Source organism: Marinomonas sp. CT5 (assembly GCF_018336975.1).
Taxonomy (GTDB): Bacteria; Pseudomonadota; Gammaproteobacteria; order Pseudomonadales; family Marinomonadaceae; genus Marinomonas.
Window position 1 is genome coordinate 2,295,138 of record NZ_CP025572.1, and the last position, 26,675, is coordinate 2,321,812.

Below are 26,675 nucleotides of genomic sequence, written 5' to 3' on the forward strand. Positions count from 1 at the left end.
GCACATGAAAGAGAGTCAACCTTCAGCCATTTATTTGAAAGACTATACAGTTCCTCCTTTTCTTATTGATAAAACTGAACTTACATTTGATTTAGATGAAGCTACCACTATTGTCACGTCACGCTTGCATATGCGACGTAACCCAGCATTTGGAAAATCCACCGCGCCATTGGTATTGGATGGTGGGGAAGATGTCAAATTGATTGGTGTCGCAATGGATGATTATCCGTTGCCACCAGAAGAATATCGCATCAGTGAAGATAAACTCATCATCACGGCAACAGCCGATGAGTTTGTTTTGACTTGTGAAACCTTGATTGAGCCGCAAAATAATACTCGCTTAGAAGGTTTGTATCGTTCATCTTCCATGTTTTGCACCCAATGTGAAGCAGAAGGTTTTCGCCATATAACCTACTATTTAGATCGTCCAGATGTCATGTCGGTGTTCACAACCACTATCATTGCTGACGAAGCTCGCTACCCAGTTATGCTGTCTAACGGTAATGAAATAGAGCGCGGCAAAACAGACGAAGGTAAAACGGTTGTTGTCTGGCACGACCCATTCCCTAAGCCAGCTTACCTCTTTGCCTTGGTAGCAGGGGATTTGGCCGTTAAAAATGATGTTTTTACGACGCAAAGTAATCGCGACATCAAACTGCAAATTTTCACTGAGTCTCACAACATTGATAAAGTGGATTACGCAATGGAAGCGCTTAAGCGTTCAATGCGTTGGGATGAAGAAACCTACGGCCGTGAATACGATCTCGATATCTTTATGATTGTTGCTGTGGATGATTTCAATATGGGAGCAATGGAAAACAAAGGTCTGAATATTTTCAATTCCTCTTGTTTACTTGCTAGCCCAGAGACCACAACCGACGATACTTACTTACGAGTAGAAGCGATCGTTGCCCACGAATACTTCCATAACTGGTCTGGAAACCGTGTCACTTGCCGTGATTGGTTTCAGCTTAGTTTAAAAGAAGGCTTTACAGTTTTCCGTGATCAAACTTTCTCAGCGGATATGCACTCAGAAACAGTAAAGCGTGTTGAAGATGTTTCATTTCTAAAAACCGCGCAATTTGCTGAAGATGCTGGCCCAATGGCACACCCAGTACGTCCGGCTTCCTTCATTGAAATTTCTAATTTTTATACCCTAACCGTGTATGAGAAAGGGGCTGAAATTGTTCGCATGATTCATACATTGCTAGGGGCAGAAAAGTTTCGTGCAGGCTCTGATTTGTATTTCGAACGCCATGATGGTCAAGCGGTTACCTGTGATGATTTTGTTGCGGCAATGGAAGACGCTTCTGGTGTCGATCTTTCGCAATTCAAACGTTGGTATTCGCAGGCCGGTACACCCGTTGTAAAGGTGGCTGATAGTTTTGATGAGTCAACAGGAACTTATCGTTTAACCATGCAGCAAGATACTCCTGCAACACCAGGCCAGCCAACGAAACTTCCATTGCATATTCCTGTTCGTGTGGGATTGCTTGATCAACAGGGCAATGTGTTATCCGCTGAAATTGATGGTGTAAAAGCCGAGGATCATGTACTTCACCTTACTTCAAGCGAACAAGAATTTGTTTTTAAAGGGTTAGCGGCCAAGCCTGTGCCTTCATTGTTACGTGGTTTTTCTGCGCCCGTTAAATTGCATTATGACTATTCCACAAAAGATCTCTTGTTATTGCTGTCGTCTGATAGCGATGGGTTTAATCGCTGGAGTGCTTCCCAGCAATTAGCGGTGAATGAGCTCACGGTGCTGATTAACCAAGCGATTGAAGGTCAAGCGCTGTCGATTGACTCTCAACTCATTGAGGGCTTCAAGGCATTATTGTGTGATGAAACACTAGACCCAGCAATGGTAGCGCTTATTTTGGCCTTGCCGAGTCAGGCTTACTTATCAGAATTGGCTAACCCAATTTATCCAGCCGCTATCAAGCAGGCGCGCCAGTATCTGAAAGCACAACTGGCGAATGCTTTATGCTCGGACTTTGAAAGAGTCTATCTTGCAAACAAAAACCAAAATGAGTATCAAGCAACCGCGAAGGATATCGCGCAGCGATCTTTGAAGAATATCGCTCTTTCTTACTTGGCAGAAACCGATAGTGAGCTTGCTCAGCAAGAATTGCTGATGCAATTCCAAACCGCTAATAATATGACGGATCAATTTGCGGCTTTATCAACAGCAGTTCATTCACAAAATGCTAAAGCGCAAGAACTTTTAGCCGCGTTTTATGAGCAATGGAAGGATGAGCCTTTAGTGGTCAACAAGTGGTTAATGCTTAGCGCTAGCCAAGAGCAGGAAACAGCTCTAGATACGGTAAAAGGTTTAATGGAACACCCTGCGTTTGATTTGAAGAACCCCAATAAAGTACGTTCTGTATTGGGTGGCTTTGGCCAAAGTGTGACTGGATTCCATAATGCTGATGGTAGTGGTTACCGTTTCTTAGCTGATCAAATTATTTTGTTAAATAAACGTAACCCACAAATTGCTTCTAGACTATGTACGCCTTTGACTCGCTGGAAAAAAATGCAGCCTGAGCTAAGTAATAAAATGAAATCTGAGCTTGAGCGTATTTTATCAGAGGATCTTTCTAAAGACGTTTATGAAGTTATTTCTAAAAGTCTTGCCTAAATAGCCTAATTCGTTATTTTTGTAATATTGAAAGCCTTTGTAGAATTCTTTACAAAGGCTTTTTTTATATTGTTAGTATTACTATTTACAAAGTGTCTTTACTGGTTCTTTGCAATCTAAACGTAAATCTGGCATAAGAGAGGTAACTTATTGTCGACCTTGAGTTTATTAAGGAGCGAAAAATGAAAGTACGTACGACGGTTTTGATTCCTCTTACCCTTGGCTTGATGGTGTCTGCCTGCAGTACTTCATCTAGTCAACAAACCAGCTCTGTCATAGAGCCGGCTGCTAGTGTGAGTGAGCGAGCGCTTACGACACCTGTTAGTCAATCAAATGCAAAAGAGGCTGAGCTTGAGAAAGCGCTAGAAGAAAAAAATTCACTGATCGATTCTTTGCAACAAGAATTAACGGAAAACAAAAAGCAACTTGCTTTACTTAATCAATCTCTAGATGAGAAAGATGCGCTTATTGCTAAGTTACAGAAATCTTCTAGCGCAGAATCTTTGGCTGTATTAGAAGAGCAGAAAAAAATCCGCGAATCACTTGAATCACGTTACGCAGCGTTAAAACTAAATAATGATCTATTGTTACGCCGTATTGACCAGCTTGAAAATGAGAATACGGCCTTAAAACAGCTGGTTTCTAATTTAGAGAGTATGCCGACAGCACAAGATGATTTTAAGCAAAGCTATATGACATTGCTGGGTGAGAATACTGAATTAAAACGTCAGTACGCTAATTTAGAAGCGGATAATCAAGCCAGTCAAAAGCGCTTGGCAGAATTAAAAAAAGAAAATCTCATATTGGGTGGTGCATTATCGGATGCTCGTGCTCAGCATCAAGTGTTATGGGATAAAATTCGCGCATTAAGTGATGATAAAGCCACGAGTTCTGAGCTACCAGATCAACCTATTGAGCCAGCCATTTCTTCCGAAAGCAATGAAACAGCTAATTTCCAGGATAATGATGTTCAACTTCAAATGGAGCTAGCTTCCCTGCAAAATGAGATGTCAGATCAAAAGCAGCGTATTGAAGAATATCAAAATGAAATTTTGAAGTTAGAGGCGGCTTTAGATGAAGGTGCGGACTATGAAGCGAGATGGAAGGCGTTAGATATAAAACTCGCCCAAGCTCAACAGGAAAATGCGAAGTTAACAGCAAAAATTGGTGCTATTGAGTCAGAGTTAACGGCCAAACAAAATGAAATTAAGAATTTGTCAGCTCAACTAGATAAAACTCAACAAGCCTTGCAGCTAAATGAAAATAACGGCATTTCAATCACTGCTCAAATAGAATCGCTGCAATCTCAATTTGCTACTGCTTTAGAGAACATTCAATGGCAGCTTCCTAATGAAATAGCCTTACACAATAACTTCGAAATTTTAGTTTCGGCTACCGTACAGCCATCTTTATCTGGACAAACGTATTTGGCTGAATTGGTTACAGACAGCGACATCCAAATGATTAGCGATGCCGTAGCTACTGCGGTGGTTCAGGATGGCCTCTTACAATGGCGTTGGCGTGTTTCGGGGTTAAATGAAAAGCCTGAAGCACAGTTGAATTTGTTTGTAAGTCAGCAGATAAATTTCCAAGATCAGAAAATACAAAGGCAAGTGTATCGTGGTAACCAAGCCTTATCTCTTATTAATACGAATCTTTTTGAGAAATATGGCTATTGGGGAATCGCTATTTTGCTTGGCTTATTGGGTGGGTTCTTAGTTGGTCGACTCAATAAAGGTAAAAACAATCTAGATATTAATAGTTAAATAAAATTAGAAAACACTTAAGCCCTAAATTCATAGTTTAAAATGGATTTAGGGCTTTTTATTCCTCGGTTCATTCAACTCCGCATTACTTTTTTTCAACGTGACAAACGTAACTTTTCGGTATAGTACTTGTGCATATTCTTTTTTGAGGTGGTGAGAGTGGTCAAGTCTGATTCGTATTCGATAATTGAGAAGTGTTTAGCTGAGAACGTATTAATTTTAGATGGTGCTATGGGCACCATGATTCAAGGCTATAAATTAGAAGAAAAAGATTATCGTGGCGAACGCTTTGCGAATTGGGAAAGTGATTTAAAAGGCAATAATGACCTGCTTTCTTTGACTCAACCCAAGATAATTAAAGACATTTACTCTAGCTACCTTGATGCTGGCGCGGACATTATTGAAACCAATACGTTTAACGCCAACTATATCTCCATGCTGGATTACCACATGGAAGACTTGAGCTATGAGCTGAACTTTGAGTCCGCTCGTTTGGCTAGAGAAGCCGCAGATGAATTTACTCAGCAGAACCCAAATAAACCACGGTTTGTGGCGGGTGCAGTAGGGCCAACCAGTCGTACTTGTACAATCTCTCCTGATGTTAACGACCCTGGTTTTCGAAACATTCACTTTGATGAGTTGGTAGATGCTTATACCACGGCTGTGGACGGATTAATTAAAGGCGGGGTGGATATCATCCTGATCGAAACCATCTTTGATACATTGAACGCCAAAGCCGCTATTTATGCTGTCTTGGATTATTTCGAAAAAACGGGTGTGCGTTATCCGATAATGATTTCTGGCACCATTACGGATGCCTCAGGACGAACCTTATCCGGACAAACTACGGAAGCGTTCTGGAATTCTATTTCTCATGCTAAGCCTCTTTCTGTTGGTTTAAATTGTGCCCTTGGTCCAAAAGAGTTGCGTCAGTATGTCGAAGAGCTTTCGCGCATTGCCGATACACATGTTTCCGCTCACCCGAACGCTGGATTGCCAAATGCCTTTGGTGAATATGATGAATCCCCAGAAGAAATGCTGGAAGAGATTCAAGGCTGGGTAGAGTCTGGTTTTTTAAACATCATTGGTGGTTGTTGTGGTACGTCACCAGAACATATAGCCACGTTCGCAAAAGCCTTTGCAGATTCAACACCAAGGGTTATTCCAGAGATTGAAAAAGCGTGTCGCTTATCTGGCCTAGAGCCGTTCAATATCGATGGTGATAGCCTGTTTGTGAACGTTGGTGAGCGCACCAATGTTACTGGTTCTGCCATGTTTAAACGCCTGATTAAAGAAGGGGATTTCGATACGGCTTTGGATGTGGCCCGCCAGCAAGTTGAAAACGGCGCGCAGATTATCGACATCAACATGGATGAGGGCATGTTGGACTCGCAAGCGGCCATGGAGCGTTTTCTTAAGCTGATTGCCTCTGAGCCAGATATTTCTCGTGTGCCAATTATGCTGGACTCTTCTAAGTGGGAAATATTAGAAGCAGGTCTCAAATGGATTCAAGGTAAGGGTGTTGTTAACTCTATCAGTATGAAAGAGGGCGAAGACAAATTTCGCGAGCAAGCTCGTAAACTGATGAAGTATGGTGCTGCTGTCATCGTGATGGCATTTGATGAAGTTGGCCAAGCGGACACTCGCGCACGCAAAATAGAGATTTGTCGACGTTCTTATCATATTTTGGTCGACGAGGTGGGATTCCCACCAGAAGACATTATCTTCGATCCTAATATCTTTGCCATCGCCACAGGTATAGAAGAACACAACCGCTATGCGTTGGATTTTATCGAGGCAACAGGCGATATTACCCGTGAATTGCCTTATGCCAAGGTATCCGGTGGCGTTTCTAACGTTTCCTTCTCGTTTCGTGGTAACAACCCTGTTCGTGAAGCCATTCACGCGGTGTTCCTATATCACGCCATTAAACAAGGTATGACAATGGGTATCGTCAACGCTGGTCAGTTGGCGTTATATGAAGATATTCCTGTTAAATTACGTGATGCAGTAGAGGATGCCGTACTTAACCGTACGCCTGATGCCACCGATAACTTGCTTGCCATTGCTGGTGAATTTGCTGGTACGGGTGAAGTCGCAGAGAAAGAAACACAAGAGTGGCGCGGTTTACCTGTTGCTGAGCGATTAAGTCATGCTCTTGTAAAAGGGATTACCGAGTTTATTGATGAAGATACAGAAGAAGCCCGCCAAGCCTATGCTCGACCTCTTGAAGTGATCGAAGGTCCATTAATGGATGGAATGGGCATCGTTGGTGATCTATTTGGTTCTGGCAAAATGTTCTTGCCACAAGTGGTAAAATCCGCTCGCGTAATGAAAAAAGCCGTTGCTTACTTGATGCCTTTCATCGAGGAAGAGAAACGTCTTAACATGGACACAGCGTCATCTAGTAATGGCAAAATCGTCATGGCGACCGTAAAAGGTGACGTTCATGATATCGGTAAGAATATCGTTGGCGTTGTTTTGCAATGTAATAATTTTGAAGTGATTGACCTTGGAGTCATGGTTCCAGCGGAAAAGATCTTGCGCACAGCCAAAGAAGAAGGGGCGGACATGATCGGTTTGTCTGGCTTGATCACGCCGTCTCTCGATGAGATGGTTCATGTGGCAAAAGAAATGGAGCGTCAAGGATTTGATTTGCCCGTTATGATAGGCGGTGCAACCACCTCAAAAGCCCACACAGCGGTTAAAATCGAGCAAAACTACAAACGCAATCAGGTCGTGCATGTTACCAATGCGTCACGAAGTGTTGGGGTGGCAAGTGCCTTGCTGAGTAAGGATAAAGAGCGTCGTCAGAGTTTTGTTGATGAAATTAAAGCAGACTATGAAAAAACTCGTATTCGATACAAAGACAGAGCTAAAGCAGGGCGTCGAGTCTCGCTTGATAAGGCGCGTCAGAATAAAGCGCCGATTGAATTCAATAAGAATGTGGTTCAACCCAAGAAGCTTGGCATTACCGTTCTAACGGAGAACGACATCGATCTGAATCAAGTAAAAGATTACATCGATTGGACGCCATTCTTCCAAACTTGGGAGTTAGCTGGAGCTTACCCACGCATTTTAACGGATGAAATTGTCGGTGTTGAAGCGACTCGAGTTTACCAAGATGCCTTAAAAATGTTGGATGAAGTGATTGCATCCAAGAGCTTGCAAGCACGGGCTGTTGTTGGTTTATTTCCAGCCAACCAGGTGAATCATGATGATATCGAAATTTATGCGGATGAATCACGTAGTAATGTAATAGAGAGCTTGGCTTTTTTAAGAATCCAGAATGAACTGACCGCACCGGGTAAATACAATCACAGCTTAGCGGATTTTGTTGCGCCAAAAGAAAGTGGTGTAGCGGATTATATTGGAGCCTTTGCGTGTGCAGCCGGTTTTGGTATAGATCCGTTGGTGGCGAAGTATGAAGCGGACCATGATGATTATAATTCTATTATGATTAAGGCGGTGGCAGATCGCTTAGCAGAAGCAACAGCAGAATTCCTCCACGAAAAAGTGCGTAAGGAGTTTTGGGGTTATGCTAAAGATGAAGCATTAACCAATGAGCAGCTTATTAAAGAGAAGTACCAAGGTATTCGTCCTGCGCCTGGCTACCCAGCTTGTCCAGACCATACAGAAAAAGCTAAATTGTGGTCATTACTGGGTGTGAAAGAAAGAATCGATATGGAGATTACTGAGAGCTTCGCCATGCTGCCAACTGCAGCGGTAAGTGGTTGGTACTTTGCTCATCCCGATGCGACTTACTTTGGTATTGGTAAAATTGGTCCAGATCAAGTGGATGATTACGCAGACCGCAAAGGAATGAGTAAAGATGATGCGGAGAGATGGCTGGCGCCCAATCTTGGATATGATCCTGAGGACGATAGAATTTAAATCGTTCGATTAATTATAGAACCTAATTTGTCCTAATCATTCAGGGCAAATTAGGTTTTTTTATTTAAGGAAGTTGATATGTCAAAGAACATTAAAGATCCAGATCAGCATAAAAAGCGCATGCAGGCGATTAAAGCACATGTCGACAAGCGCATTGCGAAAGCACAAGAAGATAAAGGTACGTTTGTCTTGCTGACAGGCAATGGTAAAGGAAAGTCTAGTTCTGCTTTGGGAATGGTTGCTCGCGGTTTGGGGCATGGAATGAAAGTTGGTGTCGTACAGTTTTTGAAAGGCGAGTGGAACACAGGAGAGATTGATTTTTTTAAAAGGCAGCCTAATGTGCAGTGGGAAATTATGCCCGCAGGCTTTACATGGGAAACTCAAAATCGTGAATCGGATATCGCTTCATCTGAGCAAGCATGGGAAAAAGCGGAGGCAATGCTGGCTGACCCAAGCTTTGATTTGGTTGTACTAGATGAATTGACCTATCTATTGCATTACGAATATCTACAAGAAGATAAGATAGTTGATGCGCTAATGAATCGCCCTGAGAATCAGCATCTTGTGGTCACAGGGCGCGGTGCATCAGAAAGTCTGGTCGAGCTAGCGGATACGGTTAGTGAGGTGAAAGAAATTAAACATGCTTTTAAGCGCGGCATTAAAGCTCAAAAAGGGCTGGAGTTTTAAGGTCTTGTTGTTTTATATTGGTCCGCTAGCGATTTTAACGGAATCCTAAAGAGCACATTCTAATAATAAATTTATGTTTTTTAACTCTCAATAAAACAGGGGTTTTTATGGCTACTATTGAGCGCATGGAAGTTGGTCAGCGCATGAGTCGTATCGTTAAGCACAATGAGACGGTCTACCTTTGCGGCCAAGTTGGTGCAGACGCAAATACGGACATTACTGAACAAACTCGTACCATGTTAGATAAAGTGGACGTGCTATTGGATCAGGCAGGTACAGATAGATCCTACATATTATCCGCTACCATTTACCTTCGCGATATGAAGGACTTCGCTGCAATGAACGCCGTTTGGGACTCTTGGATCCCAGAAGGGCATGCTCCTGCTAGAGCTTGTGTTGAAGCAAGACTGGCTAGACCTGAACTATTGGTCGAAATATCGGTTGTTGCCGCTTTAAAATCTTAAATTCGTTGTAGACTGGAGCAGATGGTTTCAGTCTACTTTTTCAAATTCTGTTTTTCTTATTTGTAGATTTAATCTTTACTAACTACATCATCGTTTTCTACTAAGGCATTACTCAACACTCTAATGGTTCTTGCCATATCTCGTGAAAGATTCATCAATAAAATACCAAAATCGAATGGGTATTGGTCATGAAAATCGCTGAATAAGTGGCTGGATATCTCCAATAATAGACTGTCCTCAACAGCACACACGCTACCGACTCTTTTATGCAAAGCAATCATAGATACGAAGCCAATTGCTTCGCCAAAGCGTATCGTTCTAGTTTTTCTTTTCTTTTTGCCGTGTTGTTTGTAAAAGTCTAATACGCCATGTAATACAGCGTGAAAGCTTTCACCCTTGCAGCCATAAGAAAAAATTTCTTCGCCCTTGGCCACTTCATGAAGTTCGCCATGTTCCAATAAATATAGAATGGACGCCTCTGATAAAGCACCAAAAATAGAGCCTTCCTTCAAGTGGGCTGGCGATATATCGTATGTTGATTCTTTTGCTAGGACGGTATTCATGGCAACCTCCATCAAGTTGCTTCGTATTAACGTCATCGGCCAAAGTTTTATTTTCTGAATAGCTAGATGGCATATCTTAGTATTAGGCCTATTCCAACAAAAACAACAGTATAGTTTTGTATTCTATTTATGTGTTTATGATGTTGTATGTTAAAGGAAGTTGGGCTTTTTTTGGTAATAATGGCTTTCACCCTTAAAGAGTAGAGCCAATTTGTGCGATAATGCCCGCATCTACCTTGCTCTGATGATTTAGTCTTCGAAGAGCGCAATTTTTACCTCATGAAAAACGGAAGAATACTTTGTTAACGACGGCCAATATCACCATGCAATTTGGTGCAAAACCCCTTTTTGAAAATGTCTCTGTTAAATTCGGAGAAGGAAAGCGCTACGGTCTTATTGGCGCGAATGGATGTGGTAAATCCACTTTCATGAAAATCCTTGGTGGTGATCTAGAGCCAAGTTCAGGCAATGTTTCAAAAGATCCAAATGAGCGTCTTGGTAAACTAAAGCAAGACCAATTCGCCTATGAGGAATACTCTGTTATTGATACCGTTATCATGGGGCACACAGAACTTTGGGCGATCAAGTCTGAAAAAGATGCCATCTATGCTAACCCAGAAATGACGGAAGAAGATGGCTTGCGAGCGGGTGATCTTGAAGCGGAATTTGCAGAAATGGATGGCTACACAGCCGATGCACGTGCCGGTGAGCTATTGCTGGGTGTAGGAATCCCTACTGAGCAGCATTACGGATTGATGAGTGAAGTTGCTCCAGGTTTAAAACTTCGAGTCTTGCTGGCTCAAGCGTTGTTTTCTGATCCAGATATCTTGTTACTAGACGAACCAACAAACAACTTGGACATCAACACGATTCGTTGGTTAGAGGGTGTTTTGGTTGAGCGTAACTGCACTATGATCATCATTTCCCATGACCGTCACTTTCTAAACTCTGTTTGTACCAATATGGCCGATTTAGACTACGGTGAGTTACGCCTGTTCTCTGGTAATTATGATGAATACATGACGGCGGCCACTCAAGCTCGTGAACGTTTGTTATCAGATAACGCTAAGAAAAAAGCGCAAATTAATGAGCTAAAATCTTTTGTTAGTCGCTTCTCTGCTAACGCGTCAAAATCCAAACAAGCCACTTCTCGTGCTAAGCAAATTGATAAGATTCAACTTGAAGAAGTTAAGCCTTCAAGCCGTCAGAACCCATTCATTCGCTTTGAGCAAGAAAAGAAACTACATCGTATGGCCGTTCAAATTGAAGACGTTGCTAAATCCTATGACGAAGAGATCTTTAGCGGTTTGAATATGATGGTAGAAGTGGGTGAGCGCATTGCGGTTATCGGTCCAAACGGTATTGGTAAAACAACTTTGCTTAAATGTTTGGTTGGCGATACCGACTTAACGAAAGGCGAGGTTAAATGGTCTGAAAATGCAAATATTGGTTATTATGCTCAAGACCATGCACACGAATTCGAAAAAGATGTGGATCTGATCGAATGGATGGGGCAATGGGGTCAGGAAGGTGACGACGAGCAGGTGATTCGAGGTACTTTGGGGCGTTTATTATTCTCGCAAAGTGACATCAAAAAGTCGGTCAAAGTACTGTCTGGTGGTGAGCAAGGTCGTATGCTGTTTGGTAAGTTAATGCTGCAAAAACCTAATGTTCTGGTTATGGATGAACCAACTAACCATATGGATATGGAGTCCATCGAATCATTGAACTTGGCTCTTGAAAATTATCCGGGCACTTTGATTTTTGTCAGTCATGACCGTGAGTTTGTTTCGTCATTGGCGACTCGTATTGTCGAAGTGACGAGTGACGGTATTGTCGACTTCCACGGAACGTATGATGAATACTTAGCGAAAATCGAAGCGTAAGTTAAGCTAACCGCCGTATATTTTTGCTAAAAAAAGAAGGCCATGAGCCTTCTTTTTTTATGTCTGCTCATTAGCTAATTAAGCTTTGCGTCGATCTGAATAGACCTCTGGTTCTTTATATTCTAAGACTTCAACTGAGTCATTTACATGGATGTTACCAGTGTTTAGCGCAATCATATTAATACCAAAGGTAACACCTTGATGCTCTAAGAGTCGAAATTTTCCGAGCGTTTTTAGTGGTTCGCCTTTTCCGATACGTTCTGCTGTATTGGGGTCTAATGTCGTGAAAATGCATCGTACGCAAGGTTTAACATTTTCAAACTCCACTTCACCTATGCGAATGCGTTTCCAGCTGTCTTCTTCAAAAGGTACGTTGCCTTTAATGACTAAATTAGGGCGAAATTGCGCCATTTTAATTTCTTTCGGACAGGTTCTATTAAGCTCAAAAAGAGACGCTTCTGTGGTCAATAAAAAAGGGTAGCCATCGGCAAAAGCGACAGGCACTTCTGGGCGTCTGCTGGTATAACGCTCCGCGGTTTCTCCAAAGTAAACCAGTTTTAGTGGCTCACCTGCTACTTCGCTAAACCAAGTGTTAGCGTCTTTTTGTGCGAGTTGAGCATTGACATAATCATCCCAAATCAAAACGTCAGCATGGTTAGGAGAGAAAGAGGCAGGGGAGATAGTCAGTGTCTTTGGCTGGTTTGGGTGAGAAAGTTGCCAACATTCTTCGTCAATACGCTTAGCTGAAACGAGTGTAAGACTAGGGTGCGTGCGTCCCGTAATGAATTCTCCATCGGGCTTTACAAGCATATAGCGTCTATCGTTATAAAGTCCGGCTAATTCGACTTGGCTGGTGGCTAGAGGGATGCCCTGAATCGACTTAATTGGGTAGATAAAGAGATCACTTAGGGTATACGACATAAAATTCCCTTTTAGAGCTTATATTAGTTGGACGGTATTATTACTGAGAGTAGAGCCGATTCCAATAAAAAAGCCTCAGAAAGAGAATTTCTGAGGCTTTCGCTTCAACCCTATTTTAGCGTGAGTCTTATAAGTAATAAGAAGCTAATGGAGGGAAGCCATTAAATTCAACCGCACTGTAGGTGGTTGTATAAGCACCGGTAGAAAGCCAATACATACGATCACCAATGGCCAAGTTTAGTGGCAGACCGTATTTGTAGTTTTCATACATAATATCGGCACTATCACAAGTTGGACCGGCAATAATAACCTCTTCTAATTCTCCGCCCTTATCGACATGAATTGGGTATTTGATGGATTCATCAAGCGTTTCAATCAGGCCAGAAAATTTGCCAACGTCAGTAAATACCCATCGGTTTAATGCCGTGTGTGATTTACGAGAAATCAAAACTACTTCACTTACTAGAACGCCGGCGTTTGAGATCAAAGAGCGACCAGGTTCTAGAATGATACGTGGCAATTCTGCACCAAAGTCTTCTTCTAAGAAACGGGTAATCTCTTCTGCATACGTTGCTAAGTCATTTGTACGGGCAATATAGTTGGCCGGGAATCCTCCGCCCATATTGATCATTTCTAAAACAATGCCATCTTCTTCTTTAAGGCGTTCGAAAATAACTTTAACACTCGCTATCGCCGCATCCCATGCACCGATGTCTCGCTGCTGGGAGCCAACATGGAAAGAAATACCATATGGTACTAGGCCAAGTTCTTTTGCTAATACAAGTAGATCCATAGCCATGTCAGGACGACAGCCAAATTTACGAGAAAGAGGCCAGTCTGCTGTTACCGTCCCTTCCGTCAATATTCGTACATAAACCCGTGACCCCGGAGCGGCTTTTGCAATGTTGCGCAAATCGGCTTCAGAGTCAGTGGCAAACATGCGAACGCCTTTTTCATAAAAGTAGCGAACGTCTTTTGCTTTCTTGATGGTATTGCCGTAGCTCACTCTTTCTGGAGAAACACCGCCAATGGCAAAAAGTTTGTCTAGCTCATAGCGTGATGCCACATCAAAATTAGACCCACGATCACGAAGCAAAGTCAGAATCTCTGGTGCTGGATTGGCTTTTATCGCATAAAAAATATCCGCAATAGGAAAGCCCTTTGTTAGCTCGCTATAAGCTTCATCAATGATTTCAGTATCAATGACAACGAAAGGGGTTTCTTTGGTCTCTGCAAACGCTTTAAAGCGTGCAAAACGTTCAGGCGTGTAAAAAGAATTGACGTCAATAGTCATGGGCGCGAAGCTCCTTAATTATGCAAAACATAAACCGATTAAAATAGTAAACGTCTTTACCTTTTCCCGTCCTACTTATGGCTGTTACTTATCCGGCCTTAGGCCTTAAGCGACTAGCGCAGCAGTTGAAGCGGTGCGGATTATGTTCAGCAATGACGCGGGCGAAATTTAAGGCTCAATGAACTACAGGTCAAGTATTTTTTTACTATTTTAAAACAAAAAAAAGAGACTATAAAAGTCTCCTTTTTATGAGGTCTATTGCTCAACTAATTTTGCGTCAGGCGTGTCTGAATATGATGAATTCCACTACCAATAATTAACGCACCAACGAAGTAAAAACCTTCACTTGGATTATTCACCAGAGCCGTTAATCCTGGGCCTGGGCAATAGCCGCTAATCCCCCAACCAATGCCAAAAAGCACCGATCCAATGATAAGTTTGGAATCAATATGGCGAATGGTAGGAACTTGCCATTTACTTGCTATAAGCGGCTTTAAGCTTCTTTTCTTAATGGCATAACCCACCATACCCACTGCAATGGCTGAAGCCATGACAATGATTAAAGATGGGTTCCAATTGCCGAAAATATCTAAAAAACCAATAACAACAGCTGGATTTGTCATCTCAGAGAAGGCTAAGCCTAAGCCAAATAATAATCCTGCAGCGAGTGTAATAATTGCGTACATATATATTTCCCTCTAATTAACAACGGCAACAGTAGCAATGGCCGCTACCATAAAGATTATCGTGGCAGTAATGGAACGAGGAGAGAGTCGAGATATACCACAGACCCCATGGCCACTTGTGCAGCCACCACCTAGTCTTGTTCCGTAACCAACTAATAATCCAGAGAGGATTAAAAGAAGTGGGCTTCGTGTTTCCGGAAATGCTACGGTTTGTTCGGTTAAGGTACCGTAAGCACTGCCGCCAATAATTAGTCCTGCAATAAATAAAAACGGTAGTAAGCGTTCTTTGTTAAAGAGTAATTGCGATAAAATACCGCTAATTCCAATCACTTTACCTAGACTAAGTAAGTAGAACGTAGCAGTAAGTCCGATTAACAACCCGCCTACTAAGGGGTTAAAAATAGTTTCCATATTGGGAGTCCTCATAGTGTATATAAAGCTATTCTAATATAAGTTAATTAGAAATATCTAATATAATTATCTAGTTTCTTAATTTTGATGGTTTTAAATGATTGTTTGTTTTGTAAAATCATAGATCTAAGGTGACTTACACACTTTTTACCCTAGATATAGCAGAAATAAAAATACCTTCACTGTATTCTGTAACTTATGAAGGAGATTGTAATGAATGAATTGTGGTTGGGAGCCAATGCTGATCAAGCTGAATATATCTTTGTGCTGCCAAATAAACCGATATTGCCCAGTAATTATGATAGTGCATTTTTAAAGCAGCCTAATGTGTTTAGTTTAGTCGAGTTGAATGGCAACCACTGGCGTAAAATATTGACTATTATGGCAAAATTGACAGTGCCTAATTACCCTTCTTGGAAGGCGTTTCGTGATGCCGATTTATTTAAGAGTGTTGGTGTCGTCTTTTCAGAAGAGCAAATTAAAGAGTATTCAGGTGTTGTTTTTATTGTTGGCAATAGATTTCGTGATGTTTGTCCAGTATTTAGCTCAGCTAAAGTTGTAGGGGAGAAGCATGTTGCCCATGCATGTTTACCTTTCATTTGGTGCCCCTACCTCGATTATCGACAATTTCCTAATGTTTTAATTGAAGCTCTACGTGAGCATATTTTGGAGAAAGAATGTTTAAAGCTTTAAAAAATCTCTTTACTTTGCCTGTTGAGCAAGGGGAACAGATATCATATCAAAAAGCCGTAGCATCACTATTGATGGAGGTTATGTTGGCCGACTACCAAGTGGATGCGAAAGAAGAGTATGAGGTGAAAAGCTTTCTCCGTGAAGTTAGTGAGTTGGGAGATGATGTTGATATTATTTATGAAGAAGCACGTTCCGGTGTAGAAGATGCCAACGATCTATATCAATTTACTAAAGTCATTAACGACACGGCATCGTTAGAACAAAAAATGTTGTTATTAAAGGCGTTGTGGCGAGTGGCCTTTTCTGATGGTGATGTTGATTCACACGAGGAGCATCGCATTAGACGAATTAGTGAGCTTCTTTTTATGCCACATTCTGAGTTTATTCAGGCTAAATTATTTGTACAAGAAGAGATTAAATCTGAGAAGTCTCAATAAAAAAACGCGGCAAGAGCCGCGTTTTTTTATGACTGGTCTTTTTTGCTGCTCTAAACCAATAGAGCAGTAAAATTATGCTGCAAAATTAGCCGCTGCGAACTCCCAGTTTGCAAGAGCCCAGAAACCTTTAAGGTAATCTGGACGTACATTGCGGTAATCAATGTAGTAAGCATGTTCCCATAGATCCACAGTGATGATAGCTGTTTGGCCATCAGTCATTGGAGTACCAGCGTTGCTTGTATTCACGATATCTAGAGAACCATCAGCATTTTTTACTAGCCAAGTCCAGCTAGAGCCGAAGTTGTTTACTGCTTTGTCGTTAAATGCTTCTTGGAATTCAGCGAAAGAACCCCATTTTGCGTTAATTGCATCAGCAAGTGCGCCAGTAGGCTCGCCACCGCCGTTAGGGCTTAGGCTGTTCCAGAAGAAAGTGTGGTTCCAGATTTGAGCAGCATTGTTAAATACGCCACCAGCTGGAGCAGAAGTAATGATCTCTTCTAAAGATTTGTTCTCGTATTCAGTACCAGGAACAAGACCATTTAATTTAGTTACATAGGTGTTGTGGTGCTTGCCGTAATGGTACTCAAGAGTCTCAACAGACATGTGAGGCTCAAGTGCGTCTTTAGCGTAAGGAAGAGCGGGTAATTCAAAAGCCATTTCTTTTCTCCTTGCTTTGTATTAACGAAAAATGCTTGTTATCAAGCAGTTAATGGTGCTTATATAGTAGCACTGAACAACCTAAGATAATATTATTTAGGTGTGTTCACTAATGATTTTCCATAATTTTTATAAATAGCGACTATATTAAGATTATCCATGCGTAGAGACGATGATATTGAGATCCCAAGCCTGACTCTGGATCAAGATGAAGTCAGCGAAAGAAAGCCAGTAAGTGCAGCGGCCCCGAAAGGTCCCGTTAATCCAACACCTACAAAACCGGCTCATGCTCCCACAATTGTTCACAAGAAACCTAACCTAGCGGGCATTTATATTTTATTAATACTCATTTTGGTTGCTTCTGCTGGTGCCATGTATTGGTTATGGCAACAGAATATGCAATTACGTAATGAGTTATATGGTGCTAAAAGTGAGATACAGAATTTAGACCATCAGCTCTTAGCAGCGGATGTGTCAGCAAATAAACAGGGTGAAACTCTAGAAGAAACACTGAAGAATCACGATAGTGAAATCAGAAAGCTTTGGGGTGTCTCTTACGATACGAATAGAAAATCGATAGCAAGAAATGATGATGCGATTAAAGAGCTACAAAAGAAGCTTTCTTTATTGCGAGACTCAGTATCCACTCAGTCAAAACGTATTGCGGTCCAAGCGGAGGCGTTTAATGAAGTAGAGGCAGGGTATAACAAATTGGTACCTACTGTTGCTTCTATTGATCAAACTGTTAAAGCGCTGGCATCTACTCAAGATGCTCAAGCTAAGCAATTAGAGTCGGCTGAAAATACAATAGCTAAGCAAGTGGGACAAAATGAGGCACAGGCTCTGAGCTTGGATCAAGTTCTACAAGATTTAAGTGTTCTGCAAAAGAAAGTGAATGCACTTGATAAAAAGGTTAGTGATACTGGATCTGCTGATGTAGAGAGTATTCAGAAAACACTCGCCAAGCACCAAGATGCAATTGATTCAAGTGATGCCTTCAGAATTCAAGTTAATGGTGAAATTATTCGTTTACGTAAGCAGATTAATCAGCTCATGCTGGAGCAGCAGCTAAACTCCCAGTAATCTATTTTTTCTGAGAGATTCTAAAAGGCCGATTTATCGGCCTTTTTTTGTTTTGTATTCCTTTAGTTAGAACTTTAAGATCTTTCTCTTTTATTCGTATAAAGGTTTTAGTTATAAGCCTTTTTTAATATGCATATTCTACTAAAGTCTAGATAGGTTGGTTTTTATAACCTAAAGGCATGCTATAGTTCAAAAAATGCTGAAGCCTGACAACAGAGATGAGAGATTATGACAGAGGCAAGACTTACTCACTTAAAACAGCTAGAAGCCGAAAGTATTCACATTATACGTGAGGTTGCTGCTGAATTTGATAACCCTGTAATGCTTTATTCTATTGGTAAGGACTCAGCGGTAATGCTGCACCTTGCTATGAAAGCATTCTATCCAGGCAAACCACCGTTCCCTCTAATGCACGTGGATACAGGCTGGAAGTTTAAAGAAATGATCTCCTTCCGTGATGAATTAGTTGCCAAGCTTGGTTTGGAATTAATCGTTCACCAAAACCAAGAAGGTATAGAGCAAGGCATTGGACCTTTTACACACGGTAGCTCAAAGCATACCGATGTGATGAAGACACAAGGTCTTAAGCAAGCGCTAGACAAATACGGTTTTGATGCTGCTTTTGGTGGAGCGCGCCGTGATGAAGAAAAATCTCGCGCCAAAGAACGTGTGTATTCTTTCCGAGATAAACAACATCGTTGGGACCCAAAAAACCAACGTCCAGAGCTGTGGAATATTTATAACGGCAAAGTAAATAAAGGCGAGAGCATCCGTGTGTTCCCTTTGTCTAATTGGACTGAGTTGGATATTTGGCAATACATTTATTTAGAAAGCATTCCAATTGTGCCTTTGTACTTTTCTGCAAAACGTCCTGTAGTCGAACGTGATGGCACTTTGATCATGGTGGATGATGAGCGCATGCCTTTAAACGGTGAAGTGCCTGAGATGAAGTCTGTTCGTTTCCGTACGCTAGGCTGTTACCCATTGACGGGGGCGGTTGAGTCCGAAGCCGCTACACTACCTGAAATTATTCAGGAGATGTTGCTGACAAAAAGTTCAGAGCGTCAAGGGCGAATGATTGACCACGATTCATCTGGGTCAATGGAAGAGAAGAAAAAACAAGGCTATTTCTAAGTTTGGAGTAAAGAAAGAATGTCTCACCAATCAGAATTGATCAGCCAAGACATACTTGGTTATTTGAAACAACATGAAGAAAAAGACTTATTGCGTCTTCTTACTTGCGGCAATGTTGACGATGGAAAAAGTACACTCATCGGCCGCTTACTTCATGACTCAAAATTGATCTACGAAGATCATTTAGATGCCGTAAAACGTGATAGTAAAAAATCTGGTACACAGGGTGAAGAAGTTGATTTGGCTTTGTTGGTTGATGGCCTTCAAGCTGAGCGTGAGCAGGGCATCACTATCGATGTGGCTTACCGTTATTTTTCCACTGAAAAGCGTAAGTTTATCATTGCCGATACGCCAGGGCATGAGCAATATACTCGTAATATGGCAACAGGTGCGTCCACTTGTGACCTCGCTATTATTCTGATTGACGCTCGCTATGGTGTGCAAACTCAAACACGTCGTCATAGCTATATTGCTTCCTTGTTAGGCATTAAGCACGTTGTGGTCGCGATCAATAAAATGGATTTGGTTGAGTTCTCTGAAGAGAAGTTTAACCAGATCAAAGATGACTATTTGAAATTTGTTGATCAACTTGGCGATCGCAAGCCTGAAGATATTTACTTTGTTCCAATGTCCGCATTGCGCGGTGATAACGTGGTGAATGCGTCAGAAAGTACGCCTTGGTATCAAGGTGGTCCACTGATGTCAATTTTGGAAACCGTTCAGATAAATCGTGATGTTAAGCGTGATGCTTTCCGATTGCCTGTTCAGTATGTCAATCGTCCGAACTTAGATTTTCGTGGCTTCTCTGGAACCATTGCTGCCGGTGTTGTAAAGCCTGGCGATAAAGTGGTGGCTTTACCTTCTGGTAAACAGTCAACAGTAGATAGAGTGGTTACATTTGATGGGGATCTTGATAGCGCTAAAGCAGGTCAAGCGGTCACCATTACATTGAAAGATGAAATAGATATCAGTCGCGGTGACATGTTGTCACATGTTGGTCAAGAGTCACTTATTGCATCAACGCTTCGATCTTCTATTGTTTGGATGGCAGACCAGCCATTGGTGCCAGGTAAGTTATACGACTTTAAGCTAGGCACACAAACGGTTCCGGGTAAGGTGCATCATTTTAATCACCGTATTGATGTAAATACGCTTGAAGTGAGTGATATTGACTCATTGGAGTTAAACGGTATTGGCGATGCGGTTATACAGTTTGATGCACCGGTGGCGTTTGATGAATACACAGACAGTCGCTTCACTGGAGCATTGATCATCATTGATCGCTTGACCAATGTAACCGTGGGTGCTGGCATGGTTGAAGAAGCTGTGGCAGAGCTGGATCAAGACACGATTGTTAGTGCAGAAGATCGTGCAGCAAGACTCGGGCAGAAACCCGCTGTCATTGCTTTAGCAGATAGTGTCTTGAAGCAAGGTCACGCTCTTGAACGTCTTTTGTTGCGAAAAGGCGTTGTGTCTTTAGTAAAAGCAGACGCGACAGCTCAAGAAGCGGCCTTAATTCGACAGACTGGCGTTGCTTTGTTGGTGGCAGACACCGCAGTAGCAGATTCTGAAATTGTTGAAGCGACTCTTGAGGAAGTTGTGGACTTGATTGCAGAAAGCGTTCAGCTTTAAGGCATAAACTTTTAGTCGAAAAAAAAACAGCCTTGAGCTGTTTTTTTTCGACTAAAGACTAAGCCATTTCTTCAGCATCAATTTGCTTCACTTTCTTATGCTGGTCTTCATTATTTCCATGTTTCCAATAACTAGAAATATACAAATTCTCTTTCTTGATTCTTAGCTCATTTTTTAAATAAGAACGCAGAGACTTCATGCTGCTAAATTCGCAGGCCACCCAAGCAGAAATGTTGTCTTCGGGCAAATTTAATGACTTAACGTGCTCTAGTAATAAGCTATCTTTCTCACCTGGCTGGGCGTTAATGATCCATTTTATGTCGATACCATCCGGGTGTTTCAATGGCTGAATATCCTCCCCAGAAATCACTTCCAAAACAGCGTAACCTTTGCTGTTTTGAGGTAACTTTTCTAAGGACACGCTAATGGCCGGCAGGGCGGTCATATCGCCAACAAATAACATCCACTCAGCGGATTTATCAATCTGTTTTTTGGGGCCGGGACCTCCAACAAGAATAGTGTCATTGGGTTGAGAATGTAGAGCCCAAGAAGAGGCTGGGCCGCCGTCCTTATGCAGAACAAAATCGATATCTATTTCATCTTTTCGTTGATGACGAATAGTGTAAGTTCTCATTAATGGTTTTTGATCTTTGCTTGGAAAAATTAACTTAACATAAGCACTTTCTTGGTCATCAGGTATGGTGTGAATATTCATGCCGCCTAGTGTAATGCGAAGCATGTTTTTTGTTATGTTGGTCTTACGAATAACGGTGAGTTCGCGAGGTTGCAATTTGCTCATTTTGGTCCCTTACGTTAGGGCGTCTTAGTATACCTAACGGATTTGATTATTGGATTTGAGGTAATTTCTTATGTGAGAATGATTATCAAAATAAAAGAATATAATTGACATGGTCAACTATATTCTCTCTGTTGCAAAATACAATGACTATTCAGTTTGATTCTTAGTGTTGTGGAGGTGGTGCTCTTAGTAGAGTGAAGCATTACAATGCTGCAGTAAAAGTGAATGGACATGAAGGTGATGAATAAAAGTGACGTATACAAAACAATAACGGCCACGTTGTTGAAGCGTTATGAAAATGCAAAATGGGCGGCTAATCAGGCCCATGAAGCGGCCACAAATGAAGAGAGTATTGCTGAAAACAAATACGACACATTCGGCTTAGAGGCCTCATATCTAGCACATGGCCAATCTCAGAGAGTGGTTGAGTGTGAAAAAGACTGGCTTGTTTTCCATAAAAAACAGCTTGTTGAATTTACTGAAGAGGATAGTGTCGATCTGTGGAGTTTAGTTACATTAAGCAATTTTGACTCAGCTAGTGAAGTAAACAGGTACTTCTTTGTGTCACCATGCTCTGGCGGTCTCAATATTATAATAAACGATGAAACGGTCTATCTGGTGACGCCATTTAGTCCGGTTGGTAAGTTGCTGTTAGGAAAAATGGTAGGTGATGAACTGAAACTACCGAAAAATGGTGAGCAAACGGCTTACGAAATAACCAGTATTGCATAAAGCGACAGTTGAAAAGGACAAATTTGTCTCAGGCTCTAGAGAGTCTGACTGTGTTCGCATATAATGCTTTGCCTTAAAATATTCTGTTCTTCTGTTCGATGCTTAAAACACTAAACCTTACTGATCGAATAGAAAACGTTCTAAGAACAAATCACTCTCTTACTGAGACAGTAATAGGAAAGAAATTATGCGCAGCCATTATTGCGGCGAGTTAAATGCTTCTAATATTTCACAAGAAATTACCCTATGCGGTTGGGTACATCGTCGCCGTGACCACGGCGGTGTTATTTTCTTAGACGTTCGTGATCGCGAAGGTATAACCCAAGTTGTTTTCGATCCAGATCGCGCAGAGAGCTTTGCTCTTGCTGACAGTGTTCGTAATGAGTTTGTTGTTAAACTGAAAGGATTGGTTCGTGCTCGTCCCGAAGGTACGGTCAACCCAAATATGAACACGGGTGAAATTGAAGTATTGGGCACTGAGCTTGAAATTCTTAATGCTGCACAAACGCCACCATTTCAATTGGATGAGCATCAATCTGTTGGTGAAGATGTACGTCTAAAAAATCGTTTTATCGATTTACGCCGTCCTGAAATTCAGCAAAAAATGCGTTTCCGTTCAAAGGTAACTTCAGTATTACGTCGCTATTTAGACGATAATGGCTTTTTGGATATTGAAACACCAATTTTGACCCGTGCAACACCTGAAGGTGCACGCGACTATTTGGTTCCAAGCCGTACTCAGCAAGGTAGCTTTTTTGCGCTTCCTCAATCACCTCAGTTATTTAAACAGCTATTAATGGTTTCAGGGTTTGACCGTTATTACCAAATCGCCAAATGTTTCCGCGACGAAGATTTACGTGCCGATCGTCAGCCAGAGTTTACTCAAGTAGACATTGAAACGTCATTCATGAGTGAGCAAGAAATCATGGCCATGACGGAAGATATGATTGTTGGCTTGTTTAAAGAGTTAATGGATATCGATTTGGGAACTTTCCCTCGTATGCCTTATTCAGAAGCAATGGAAACCTACGGTAGTGATAAACCAGACCTACGTATTCCATTAACCATTGTTACTGTTTCTGACTTGATGGCTGGTGTTGACTTTAAAGTGTTCTCTGGTCCGGCTACTGATCCTAAAGGTCGTGTTGCAGCTCTTAAAGTGCCTGGTGGTAACTCGCTGACTCGTAAGCAAATTGATGATTACACCAAATTCGTATCTATCTATGGTGCGAAAGGTTTGGCTTATATTAAGGTTAATGATAAATCTAACCTTGAAGAAGGTCTGCAATCACCAATTGTTAAATTCTTGCCAGTAGAGGTTCGTGCCGCTTTATTGGAGCGCCTTGAGGCAGAAGACGGTGATTTAATCTTCTTTGGTGCAGATTCAGCGAAAGTCGTAAACGAAGCTCTTGGTGCTCTACGTTGCAAATTGGGTGAAGACTTGGATCTTTATACTTGCAAATGGGCGCCTCTGTGGGTGGTTGATTTCCCTATGTTTGAAGAAACAGGTGACGGCGGTATTACAGCTATTCACCATCCATTTACAGCGCCTTCTTGTTCACCAGAAGACCTTAAGGCGAACCCTTTGAGTGCATTGTCACAGGCATACGATATGGTGCTTAATGGTACCGAGCTTGGTGGTGGTTCTATTCGTATTCACCAGCCTTCAATGCAGGAAACTGTCTTCGGGTTGTTGAATATCAGCAAAGAAGAACAAGAAGAGAAATTTGGCTTCTTGCTCGATGCATTGAAATACGGTGCGCCGCCACACGGTGGTTTGGCATTCGGTCTTGATCGACTTGTCATGTTGATGACGGGCTCGAATTCAATCCGTGATGTTATCGCTTTCCCTAAAACACAAAGTGCTACGTGTTTGCTGACTCAAGCGCCAGGTGAAGTGAGTGAAAAACAACTAAAAGAGTTGAATATTCGAGTTAGAAAACCTATCGTTGAATAATTGAAAATTTCTTAAACTTATTGTAAAACAGTAAGTTATGTTTAGGGAATGAAAGAAAAATGTAAAAGGCCGCTTATTAGCGGCCTTTTTTATGATTTAGCATTGCATACTTTGTAAAGGGCTGTTGAAATATACAGTTATTATATAAGGCACTAAATTATGCCCACGACTAGAATATTAGCAATTGATCCAGGGTCAAGAATTACAGGCTTTGGAATCGTTGATGTTATAAATGGTAAATCCTTTTATGTTAATAGCGGTTGCATACGGCTGCCCGATGAAGTGTTATCAGTTCGTCTTAAGCATATTTTTCAAAATGTTTCTGCTTTATTGGAAGAATATAAGCCGAATGAATTTGCTATCGAAGAAGTGTTTTTAGCAAAAAATGCCAATTCAGCATTAAAACTGGGTCAAGCTAGGGGCGCGGCCATTGTCGCCGCTTCACTTCAAGAGTTGGTTGTACACGAATATGCTGCTCGACGCGTTAAGCAGTCTGTTGTGGGAAATGGTAACGCCGATAAAACCCAAGTGCAGATGATGGTTCAGCTTTTACTGAACCTGACTTCCAAGCCCCAAGCGGATGCCGCTGATGCTTTAGCTATTGCTTTATGTCATGCTAATAGCCGGACCTCCGGTGGTTTAGAGTATGGTGTCGGAAAAAGAGCAGGGCGCGCTTCTAAGCGTTGGACAGAACTAAATGTAAGGAAAACTTTGTGATCGGACGTATTGTCGGCACTTTGGTAGAAAAGACACCACCAGAATTGATGGTTGACGTGGGTGGTATAGGCTATGAAATAAGTGCATCAATGACCACCATCTACGATTTGCCCCAAATCGGCGGGCAAGTCACTCTGTATACACACTTACTTGTTAAAGAAGACTCTCATACGCTTTATGGTTTTATAGATAAAAATGAGCGTGCTTTATTTAGAGTGCTGATAAAAGTGAATGGCATAGGCCCCAAAATGGCGCTAGCAATCTTATCTAGTATGTCTTCAGAAGAGCTAATAAATAATGTACAAGAATCTGATGTAACGGCCTTAACTCGTATTCCAGGGGTTGGAAAGAAAACAGCAGAGCGTTTAATTATTGAATTAAGAGATAAACTTGGCCAAGCCGCTAAAACCGACTTGTTTACTGCACCAGCTGTATTGCGTCAAGTGCAAGCCGACCCAAGGCAAGAGGCTGAAGCGGCACTAATATCACTTGGCTACAAGCCTCAAGAGGCTGCTAAGGCGATAGCGAGTGTTCCTGTAGACGCATCAAATAGTGAAGATGTCATTAAGGCTGCGCTGAAAGGAATGCTGAGGAAATAAACAATGATTGAACAAGATCGCATTATTTCTGCAGAAATTAAAGGGAGCGATAGACAAGTTGATCGTGCTATTCGACCGCAAGCATTGGCTGAGTATATTGGTCAGCCCGTAGTTCGTGAACAGATGGAAATCTTTATCCAGGCGGCGCGTCAACGAGGCGAACCTTTAGATCATACATTAATATTTGGTCCGCCTGGGTTAGGAAAAACCACTCTTGCCAATATCATTGGTAATGAAATGGGAGCAGAGGTCAGAACAACGTCTGGCCCTGTTTTGGAAAGAGCGGGAGATCTCGCAGCACTGCTGACTAATTTGAATGAGGGTGACATTCTATTTATTGATGAAATACATAGATTAAGCCCAGCAATCGAAGAGGTTCTATATCCAGCTATGGAAGATTACATGCTGGATATCATGATTGGTGAAGGGCCTGCTGCGCGGTCAATTAAAATTGAACTCCCAGCCTTTACTCTTGTCGGAGCAACTACCCGTGCGGGACTTTTAACATCACCGTTGAGAGATCGTTTTGGCATTGTCCAGCGTTTAGAGTTTTATGATGTCGAGTCGTTAACAACGATTGTCGCTCGTTCTGCGGGTAAAATGGGGATGCAATTGGATCAATCTGGGTGTTTCGAAGTGGCTCGGCGATCCAGAGGCACACCAAGAATAGCAAATCGCTTGTTACGCCGTGTGAGAGATGTTGCTCAAGTCAGTGGAGAGCAACTTGTTGGGCAAAAAGTTGCCCAGAGGGCATTGGATATGTTAAGTGTAGATAGCCAAGGGTTCGATCACTTAGATAGACGTATGTTATTGACTATGATAGAAAAGTTTGATGGAAGACCTGTTGGGCTAGACAGTGTGTCCGCAGCATTAGGCGAAGATAAAGATACAATTGAAGACGTCATAGAGCCGTTTTTGATTCAGCAAGGTTTTGTTATCCGAACCCCAAGAGGGCGTCAGGTTACAAAACGTGCGTATGAACATTTTAATTACCAACTACCTTCAGATTTTAAATAGAGGTTAAT

General features: G+C 41.8%; 23 protein-coding genes. 16 read left to right on the forward strand and 7 right to left on the reverse strand.

Annotated features, from left to right (window positions below; all coding sequences use genetic code 11):
- Nucleotides 1–4: 4 nt before the first annotated feature.
- The 5 genes from pepN (at nt 5) to C0J08_RS10760 (ending at nt 9,449) form a co-directional block, all read left to right on the forward strand.
- Nucleotides 5–2,638 carry an aminopeptidase N gene (pepN, locus tag C0J08_RS10740; protein ID WP_212656125.1) on the forward strand — a complete coding sequence of 878 codons (2,634 nt, stop codon included), beginning with the start codon at nt 5–7 and terminating at the stop codon, nt 2,636–2,638.
- A gap of 182 nt (nt 2,639–2,820) precedes the next feature.
- Complete coding sequence (locus C0J08_RS10745; protein ID WP_212656126.1) at nt 2,821–4,404, forward strand: coiled-coil domain-containing protein; 1,584 nt, start codon at nt 2,821–2,823, stop codon at nt 4,402–4,404.
- A gap of 159 nt (nt 4,405–4,563) precedes the next feature.
- Nucleotides 4,564–8,298 (forward strand): methionine synthase, encoded by a 3,735-nt coding sequence (metH, locus tag C0J08_RS10750; RefSeq protein ID WP_212656127.1) that lies wholly within the window; start codon nt 4,564–4,566, stop codon nt 8,296–8,298.
- 78 nt (nt 8,299–8,376) lie between these two features.
- Nucleotides 8,377–8,985 (forward strand): cob(I)yrinic acid a,c-diamide adenosyltransferase, encoded by a 609-nt coding sequence (cobO, locus tag C0J08_RS10755; RefSeq protein ID WP_212656128.1) that lies wholly within the window; start codon nt 8,377–8,379, stop codon nt 8,983–8,985.
- 107 nt (nt 8,986–9,092) lie between these two features.
- On the forward strand, nt 9,093–9,449 hold the full coding sequence (locus C0J08_RS10760; RefSeq protein WP_212656129.1) for a RidA family protein: 357 nt from the start codon (nt 9,093–9,095) through the stop codon (nt 9,447–9,449).
- A gap of 68 nt (nt 9,450–9,517) precedes the next feature.
- Here C0J08_RS10760 and C0J08_RS10765 read toward each other — a convergent pair whose 3' ends face one another.
- On the reverse strand, nt 9,518–10,012 hold the full coding sequence (locus C0J08_RS10765; RefSeq protein WP_212656130.1) for a Crp/Fnr family transcriptional regulator: 495 nt from the start codon (nt 10,010–10,012) through the stop codon (nt 9,518–9,520).
- A gap of 299 nt (nt 10,013–10,311) precedes the next feature.
- Here C0J08_RS10765 and C0J08_RS10770 point away from each other — a divergent pair, with 299 nt between their 5' ends.
- Nucleotides 10,312–11,898, forward strand: a complete 1,587-nt coding sequence (locus C0J08_RS10770; protein WP_212656131.1) for an ABC-F family ATPase — start codon at nt 10,312–10,314, stop codon at nt 11,896–11,898.
- Between the two features lie 78 nt (nt 11,899–11,976).
- Here C0J08_RS10770 and C0J08_RS10775 read toward each other — a convergent pair whose 3' ends face one another.
- From C0J08_RS10775 to C0J08_RS10790, 4 genes are all read right to left on the reverse strand, one after another.
- Complete coding sequence (locus C0J08_RS10775) at nt 11,977–12,819, reverse strand: MOSC domain-containing protein (protein WP_212656132.1); 843 nt, start codon at nt 12,817–12,819, stop codon at nt 11,977–11,979.
- 127 nt (nt 12,820–12,946) lie between these two features.
- Complete coding sequence (locus tag C0J08_RS10780; RefSeq protein ID WP_212656133.1) at nt 12,947–14,113, reverse strand: type III PLP-dependent enzyme; 1,167 nt, start codon at nt 14,111–14,113, stop codon at nt 12,947–12,949.
- Between the two features lie 266 nt (nt 14,114–14,379).
- Nucleotides 14,380–14,799, reverse strand: coding sequence for a DUF6691 family protein (locus C0J08_RS10785; protein ID WP_212656134.1), 420 nt, complete (start codon nt 14,797–14,799; stop codon nt 14,380–14,382).
- Between the two features lie 12 nt (nt 14,800–14,811).
- Nucleotides 14,812–15,210 (reverse strand): YeeE/YedE family protein, encoded by a 399-nt coding sequence (locus C0J08_RS10790; protein WP_212656135.1) that lies wholly within the window; start codon nt 15,208–15,210, stop codon nt 14,812–14,814.
- 213 nt (nt 15,211–15,423) lie between these two features.
- Here C0J08_RS10790 and C0J08_RS10795 point away from each other — a divergent pair, with 213 nt between their 5' ends.
- Nucleotides 15,424–15,903 (forward strand): DUF6942 family protein, encoded by a 480-nt coding sequence (locus C0J08_RS10795; protein ID WP_212656136.1) that lies wholly within the window; start codon nt 15,424–15,426, stop codon nt 15,901–15,903.
- Nucleotides 15,888–16,340, forward strand: a complete 453-nt coding sequence (locus tag C0J08_RS10800; RefSeq protein WP_212656137.1) for a tellurite resistance TerB family protein — start codon at nt 15,888–15,890, stop codon at nt 16,338–16,340. Before C0J08_RS10795 ends, C0J08_RS10800 begins: the two co-directional genes overlap by 16 nt.
- 72 nt (nt 16,341–16,412) lie before the next feature.
- Here C0J08_RS10800 and C0J08_RS10805 read toward each other — a convergent pair whose 3' ends face one another.
- A complete protein-coding gene (locus C0J08_RS10805) occupies nt 16,413–16,997 on the reverse strand; it encodes a superoxide dismutase (RefSeq protein ID WP_212656138.1) in 585 nt (194 codons plus the stop codon).
- A 159-nt stretch (nt 16,998–17,156) separates the two neighbouring features.
- On the opposite strand from C0J08_RS10805, the gene C0J08_RS10810 reads away from it, so the two are divergent.
- From C0J08_RS10810 to cysN, 3 genes are all read left to right on the forward strand, one after another.
- The gene (locus C0J08_RS10810; RefSeq protein ID WP_212656139.1) at nt 17,157–18,080 is read left to right on the forward strand and encodes a hypothetical protein; all 924 of its coding nucleotides are present in this window, start codon (nt 17,157–17,159) and stop codon (nt 18,078–18,080) included.
- Between the two features lie 228 nt (nt 18,081–18,308).
- Entirely contained in the window at nt 18,309–19,214 is a 906-nt protein-coding gene (gene cysD / locus C0J08_RS10815) for a sulfate adenylyltransferase subunit CysD (protein ID WP_212656140.1), read from the forward strand.
- Between the two features lie 18 nt (nt 19,215–19,232).
- A complete protein-coding gene (gene cysN / locus C0J08_RS10820) occupies nt 19,233–20,846 on the forward strand; it encodes a sulfate adenylyltransferase subunit CysN (RefSeq protein ID WP_212656141.1) in 1,614 nt (537 codons plus the stop codon).
- Between the two features lie 58 nt (nt 20,847–20,904).
- On the opposite strand, the gene C0J08_RS10825 is transcribed toward cysN, so the two are convergent.
- Nucleotides 20,905–21,645, reverse strand: a complete 741-nt coding sequence (locus C0J08_RS10825; protein WP_212656142.1) for a siderophore-interacting protein — start codon at nt 21,643–21,645, stop codon at nt 20,905–20,907.
- A 237-nt stretch (nt 21,646–21,882) separates the two neighbouring features.
- Here C0J08_RS10825 and C0J08_RS10830 point away from each other — a divergent pair, with 237 nt between their 5' ends.
- The 5 genes from C0J08_RS10830 to ruvB all read left to right on the forward strand — a co-directional run bounded on the left by C0J08_RS10830 (nt 21,883) and on the right by ruvB (nt 26,667).
- Entirely contained in the window at nt 21,883–22,377 is a 495-nt protein-coding gene (locus C0J08_RS10830) for a GreA/GreB family elongation factor (protein ID WP_212656143.1), read from the forward strand.
- A gap of 187 nt (nt 22,378–22,564) precedes the next feature.
- Nucleotides 22,565–24,334 carry an aspartate--tRNA ligase gene (gene aspS, locus C0J08_RS10835; RefSeq protein ID WP_212656144.1) on the forward strand — a complete coding sequence of 590 codons (1,770 nt, stop codon included), beginning with the start codon at nt 22,565–22,567 and terminating at the stop codon, nt 24,332–24,334.
- Between the two features lie 159 nt (nt 24,335–24,493).
- Complete coding sequence (ruvC, locus tag C0J08_RS10840) at nt 24,494–25,051, forward strand: crossover junction endodeoxyribonuclease RuvC (RefSeq protein WP_212656145.1); 558 nt, start codon at nt 24,494–24,496, stop codon at nt 25,049–25,051.
- Complete coding sequence (gene ruvA, locus C0J08_RS10845) at nt 25,048–25,650, forward strand: Holliday junction branch migration protein RuvA (RefSeq protein ID WP_212656146.1); 603 nt, start codon at nt 25,048–25,050, stop codon at nt 25,648–25,650. Before ruvC ends, ruvA begins: the two co-directional genes overlap by 4 nt.
- A gap of 3 nt (nt 25,651–25,653) precedes the next feature.
- Nucleotides 25,654–26,667, forward strand: a complete 1,014-nt coding sequence (gene ruvB / locus C0J08_RS10850; protein WP_212656147.1) for a Holliday junction branch migration DNA helicase RuvB — start codon at nt 25,654–25,656, stop codon at nt 26,665–26,667.
- The last annotated feature ends 8 nt before the right edge of the window (nt 26,668–26,675 follow it).

Bases quoted from the DNA above. Each gene is read 5' to 3' on its own strand.
- pepN (WP_212656125.1), top strand. From the start codon at position 5: ATGAAAGAGAGTCAACCTTCAGCCATTTATTTGAAAGACTATACAGTT.
- C0J08_RS10745 (WP_212656126.1), top strand. From the start codon at position 2,821: ATGAAAGTACGTACGACGGTTTTGATTCCTCTTACCCTTGGCTTGATG.
- cobO (WP_212656128.1), top strand. From the start codon at position 8,377: ATGTCAAAGAACATTAAAGATCCAGATCAGCATAAAAAGCGCATGCAG.
- C0J08_RS10760 (WP_212656129.1), top strand. From the start codon at position 9,093: ATGGCTACTATTGAGCGCATGGAAGTTGGTCAGCGCATGAGTCGTATC.
- C0J08_RS10765 (WP_212656130.1), bottom strand. From the start codon at position 10,012: ATGAATACCGTCCTAGCAAAAGAATCAACATACGATATATCGCCAGCC.
- C0J08_RS10775 (WP_212656132.1), bottom strand. From the start codon at position 12,819: ATGTCGTATACCCTAAGTGATCTCTTTATCTACCCAATTAAGTCGATT.
- C0J08_RS10780 (WP_212656133.1), bottom strand. From the start codon at position 14,113: ATGACTATTGACGTCAATTCTTTTTACACGCCTGAACGTTTTGCACGC.
- C0J08_RS10785 (WP_212656134.1), bottom strand. From the start codon at position 14,799: ATGTACGCAATTATTACACTCGCTGCAGGATTATTATTTGGCTTAGGC.
- C0J08_RS10790 (WP_212656135.1), bottom strand. From the start codon at position 15,210: ATGGAAACTATTTTTAACCCCTTAGTAGGCGGGTTGTTAATCGGACTT.
- C0J08_RS10795 (WP_212656136.1), top strand. From the start codon at position 15,424: ATGAATGAATTGTGGTTGGGAGCCAATGCTGATCAAGCTGAATATATC.
- C0J08_RS10800 (WP_212656137.1), top strand. From the start codon at position 15,888: ATGTTTAAAGCTTTAAAAAATCTCTTTACTTTGCCTGTTGAGCAAGGG.
- C0J08_RS10805 (WP_212656138.1), bottom strand. From the start codon at position 16,997: ATGGCTTTTGAATTACCCGCTCTTCCTTACGCTAAAGACGCACTTGAG.
- C0J08_RS10810 (WP_212656139.1), top strand. From the start codon at position 17,157: ATGCGTAGAGACGATGATATTGAGATCCCAAGCCTGACTCTGGATCAA.
- cysD (WP_212656140.1), top strand. From the start codon at position 18,309: ATGACAGAGGCAAGACTTACTCACTTAAAACAGCTAGAAGCCGAAAGT.
- cysN (WP_212656141.1), top strand. From the start codon at position 19,233: ATGTCTCACCAATCAGAATTGATCAGCCAAGACATACTTGGTTATTTG.
- C0J08_RS10825 (WP_212656142.1), bottom strand. From the start codon at position 21,645: ATGAGCAAATTGCAACCTCGCGAACTCACCGTTATTCGTAAGACCAAC.
- aspS (WP_212656144.1), top strand. From the start codon at position 22,565: ATGCGCAGCCATTATTGCGGCGAGTTAAATGCTTCTAATATTTCACAA.
- ruvC (WP_212656145.1), top strand. From the start codon at position 24,494: ATGCCCACGACTAGAATATTAGCAATTGATCCAGGGTCAAGAATTACA.
- ruvB (WP_212656147.1), top strand. From the start codon at position 25,654: ATGATTGAACAAGATCGCATTATTTCTGCAGAAATTAAAGGGAGCGAT.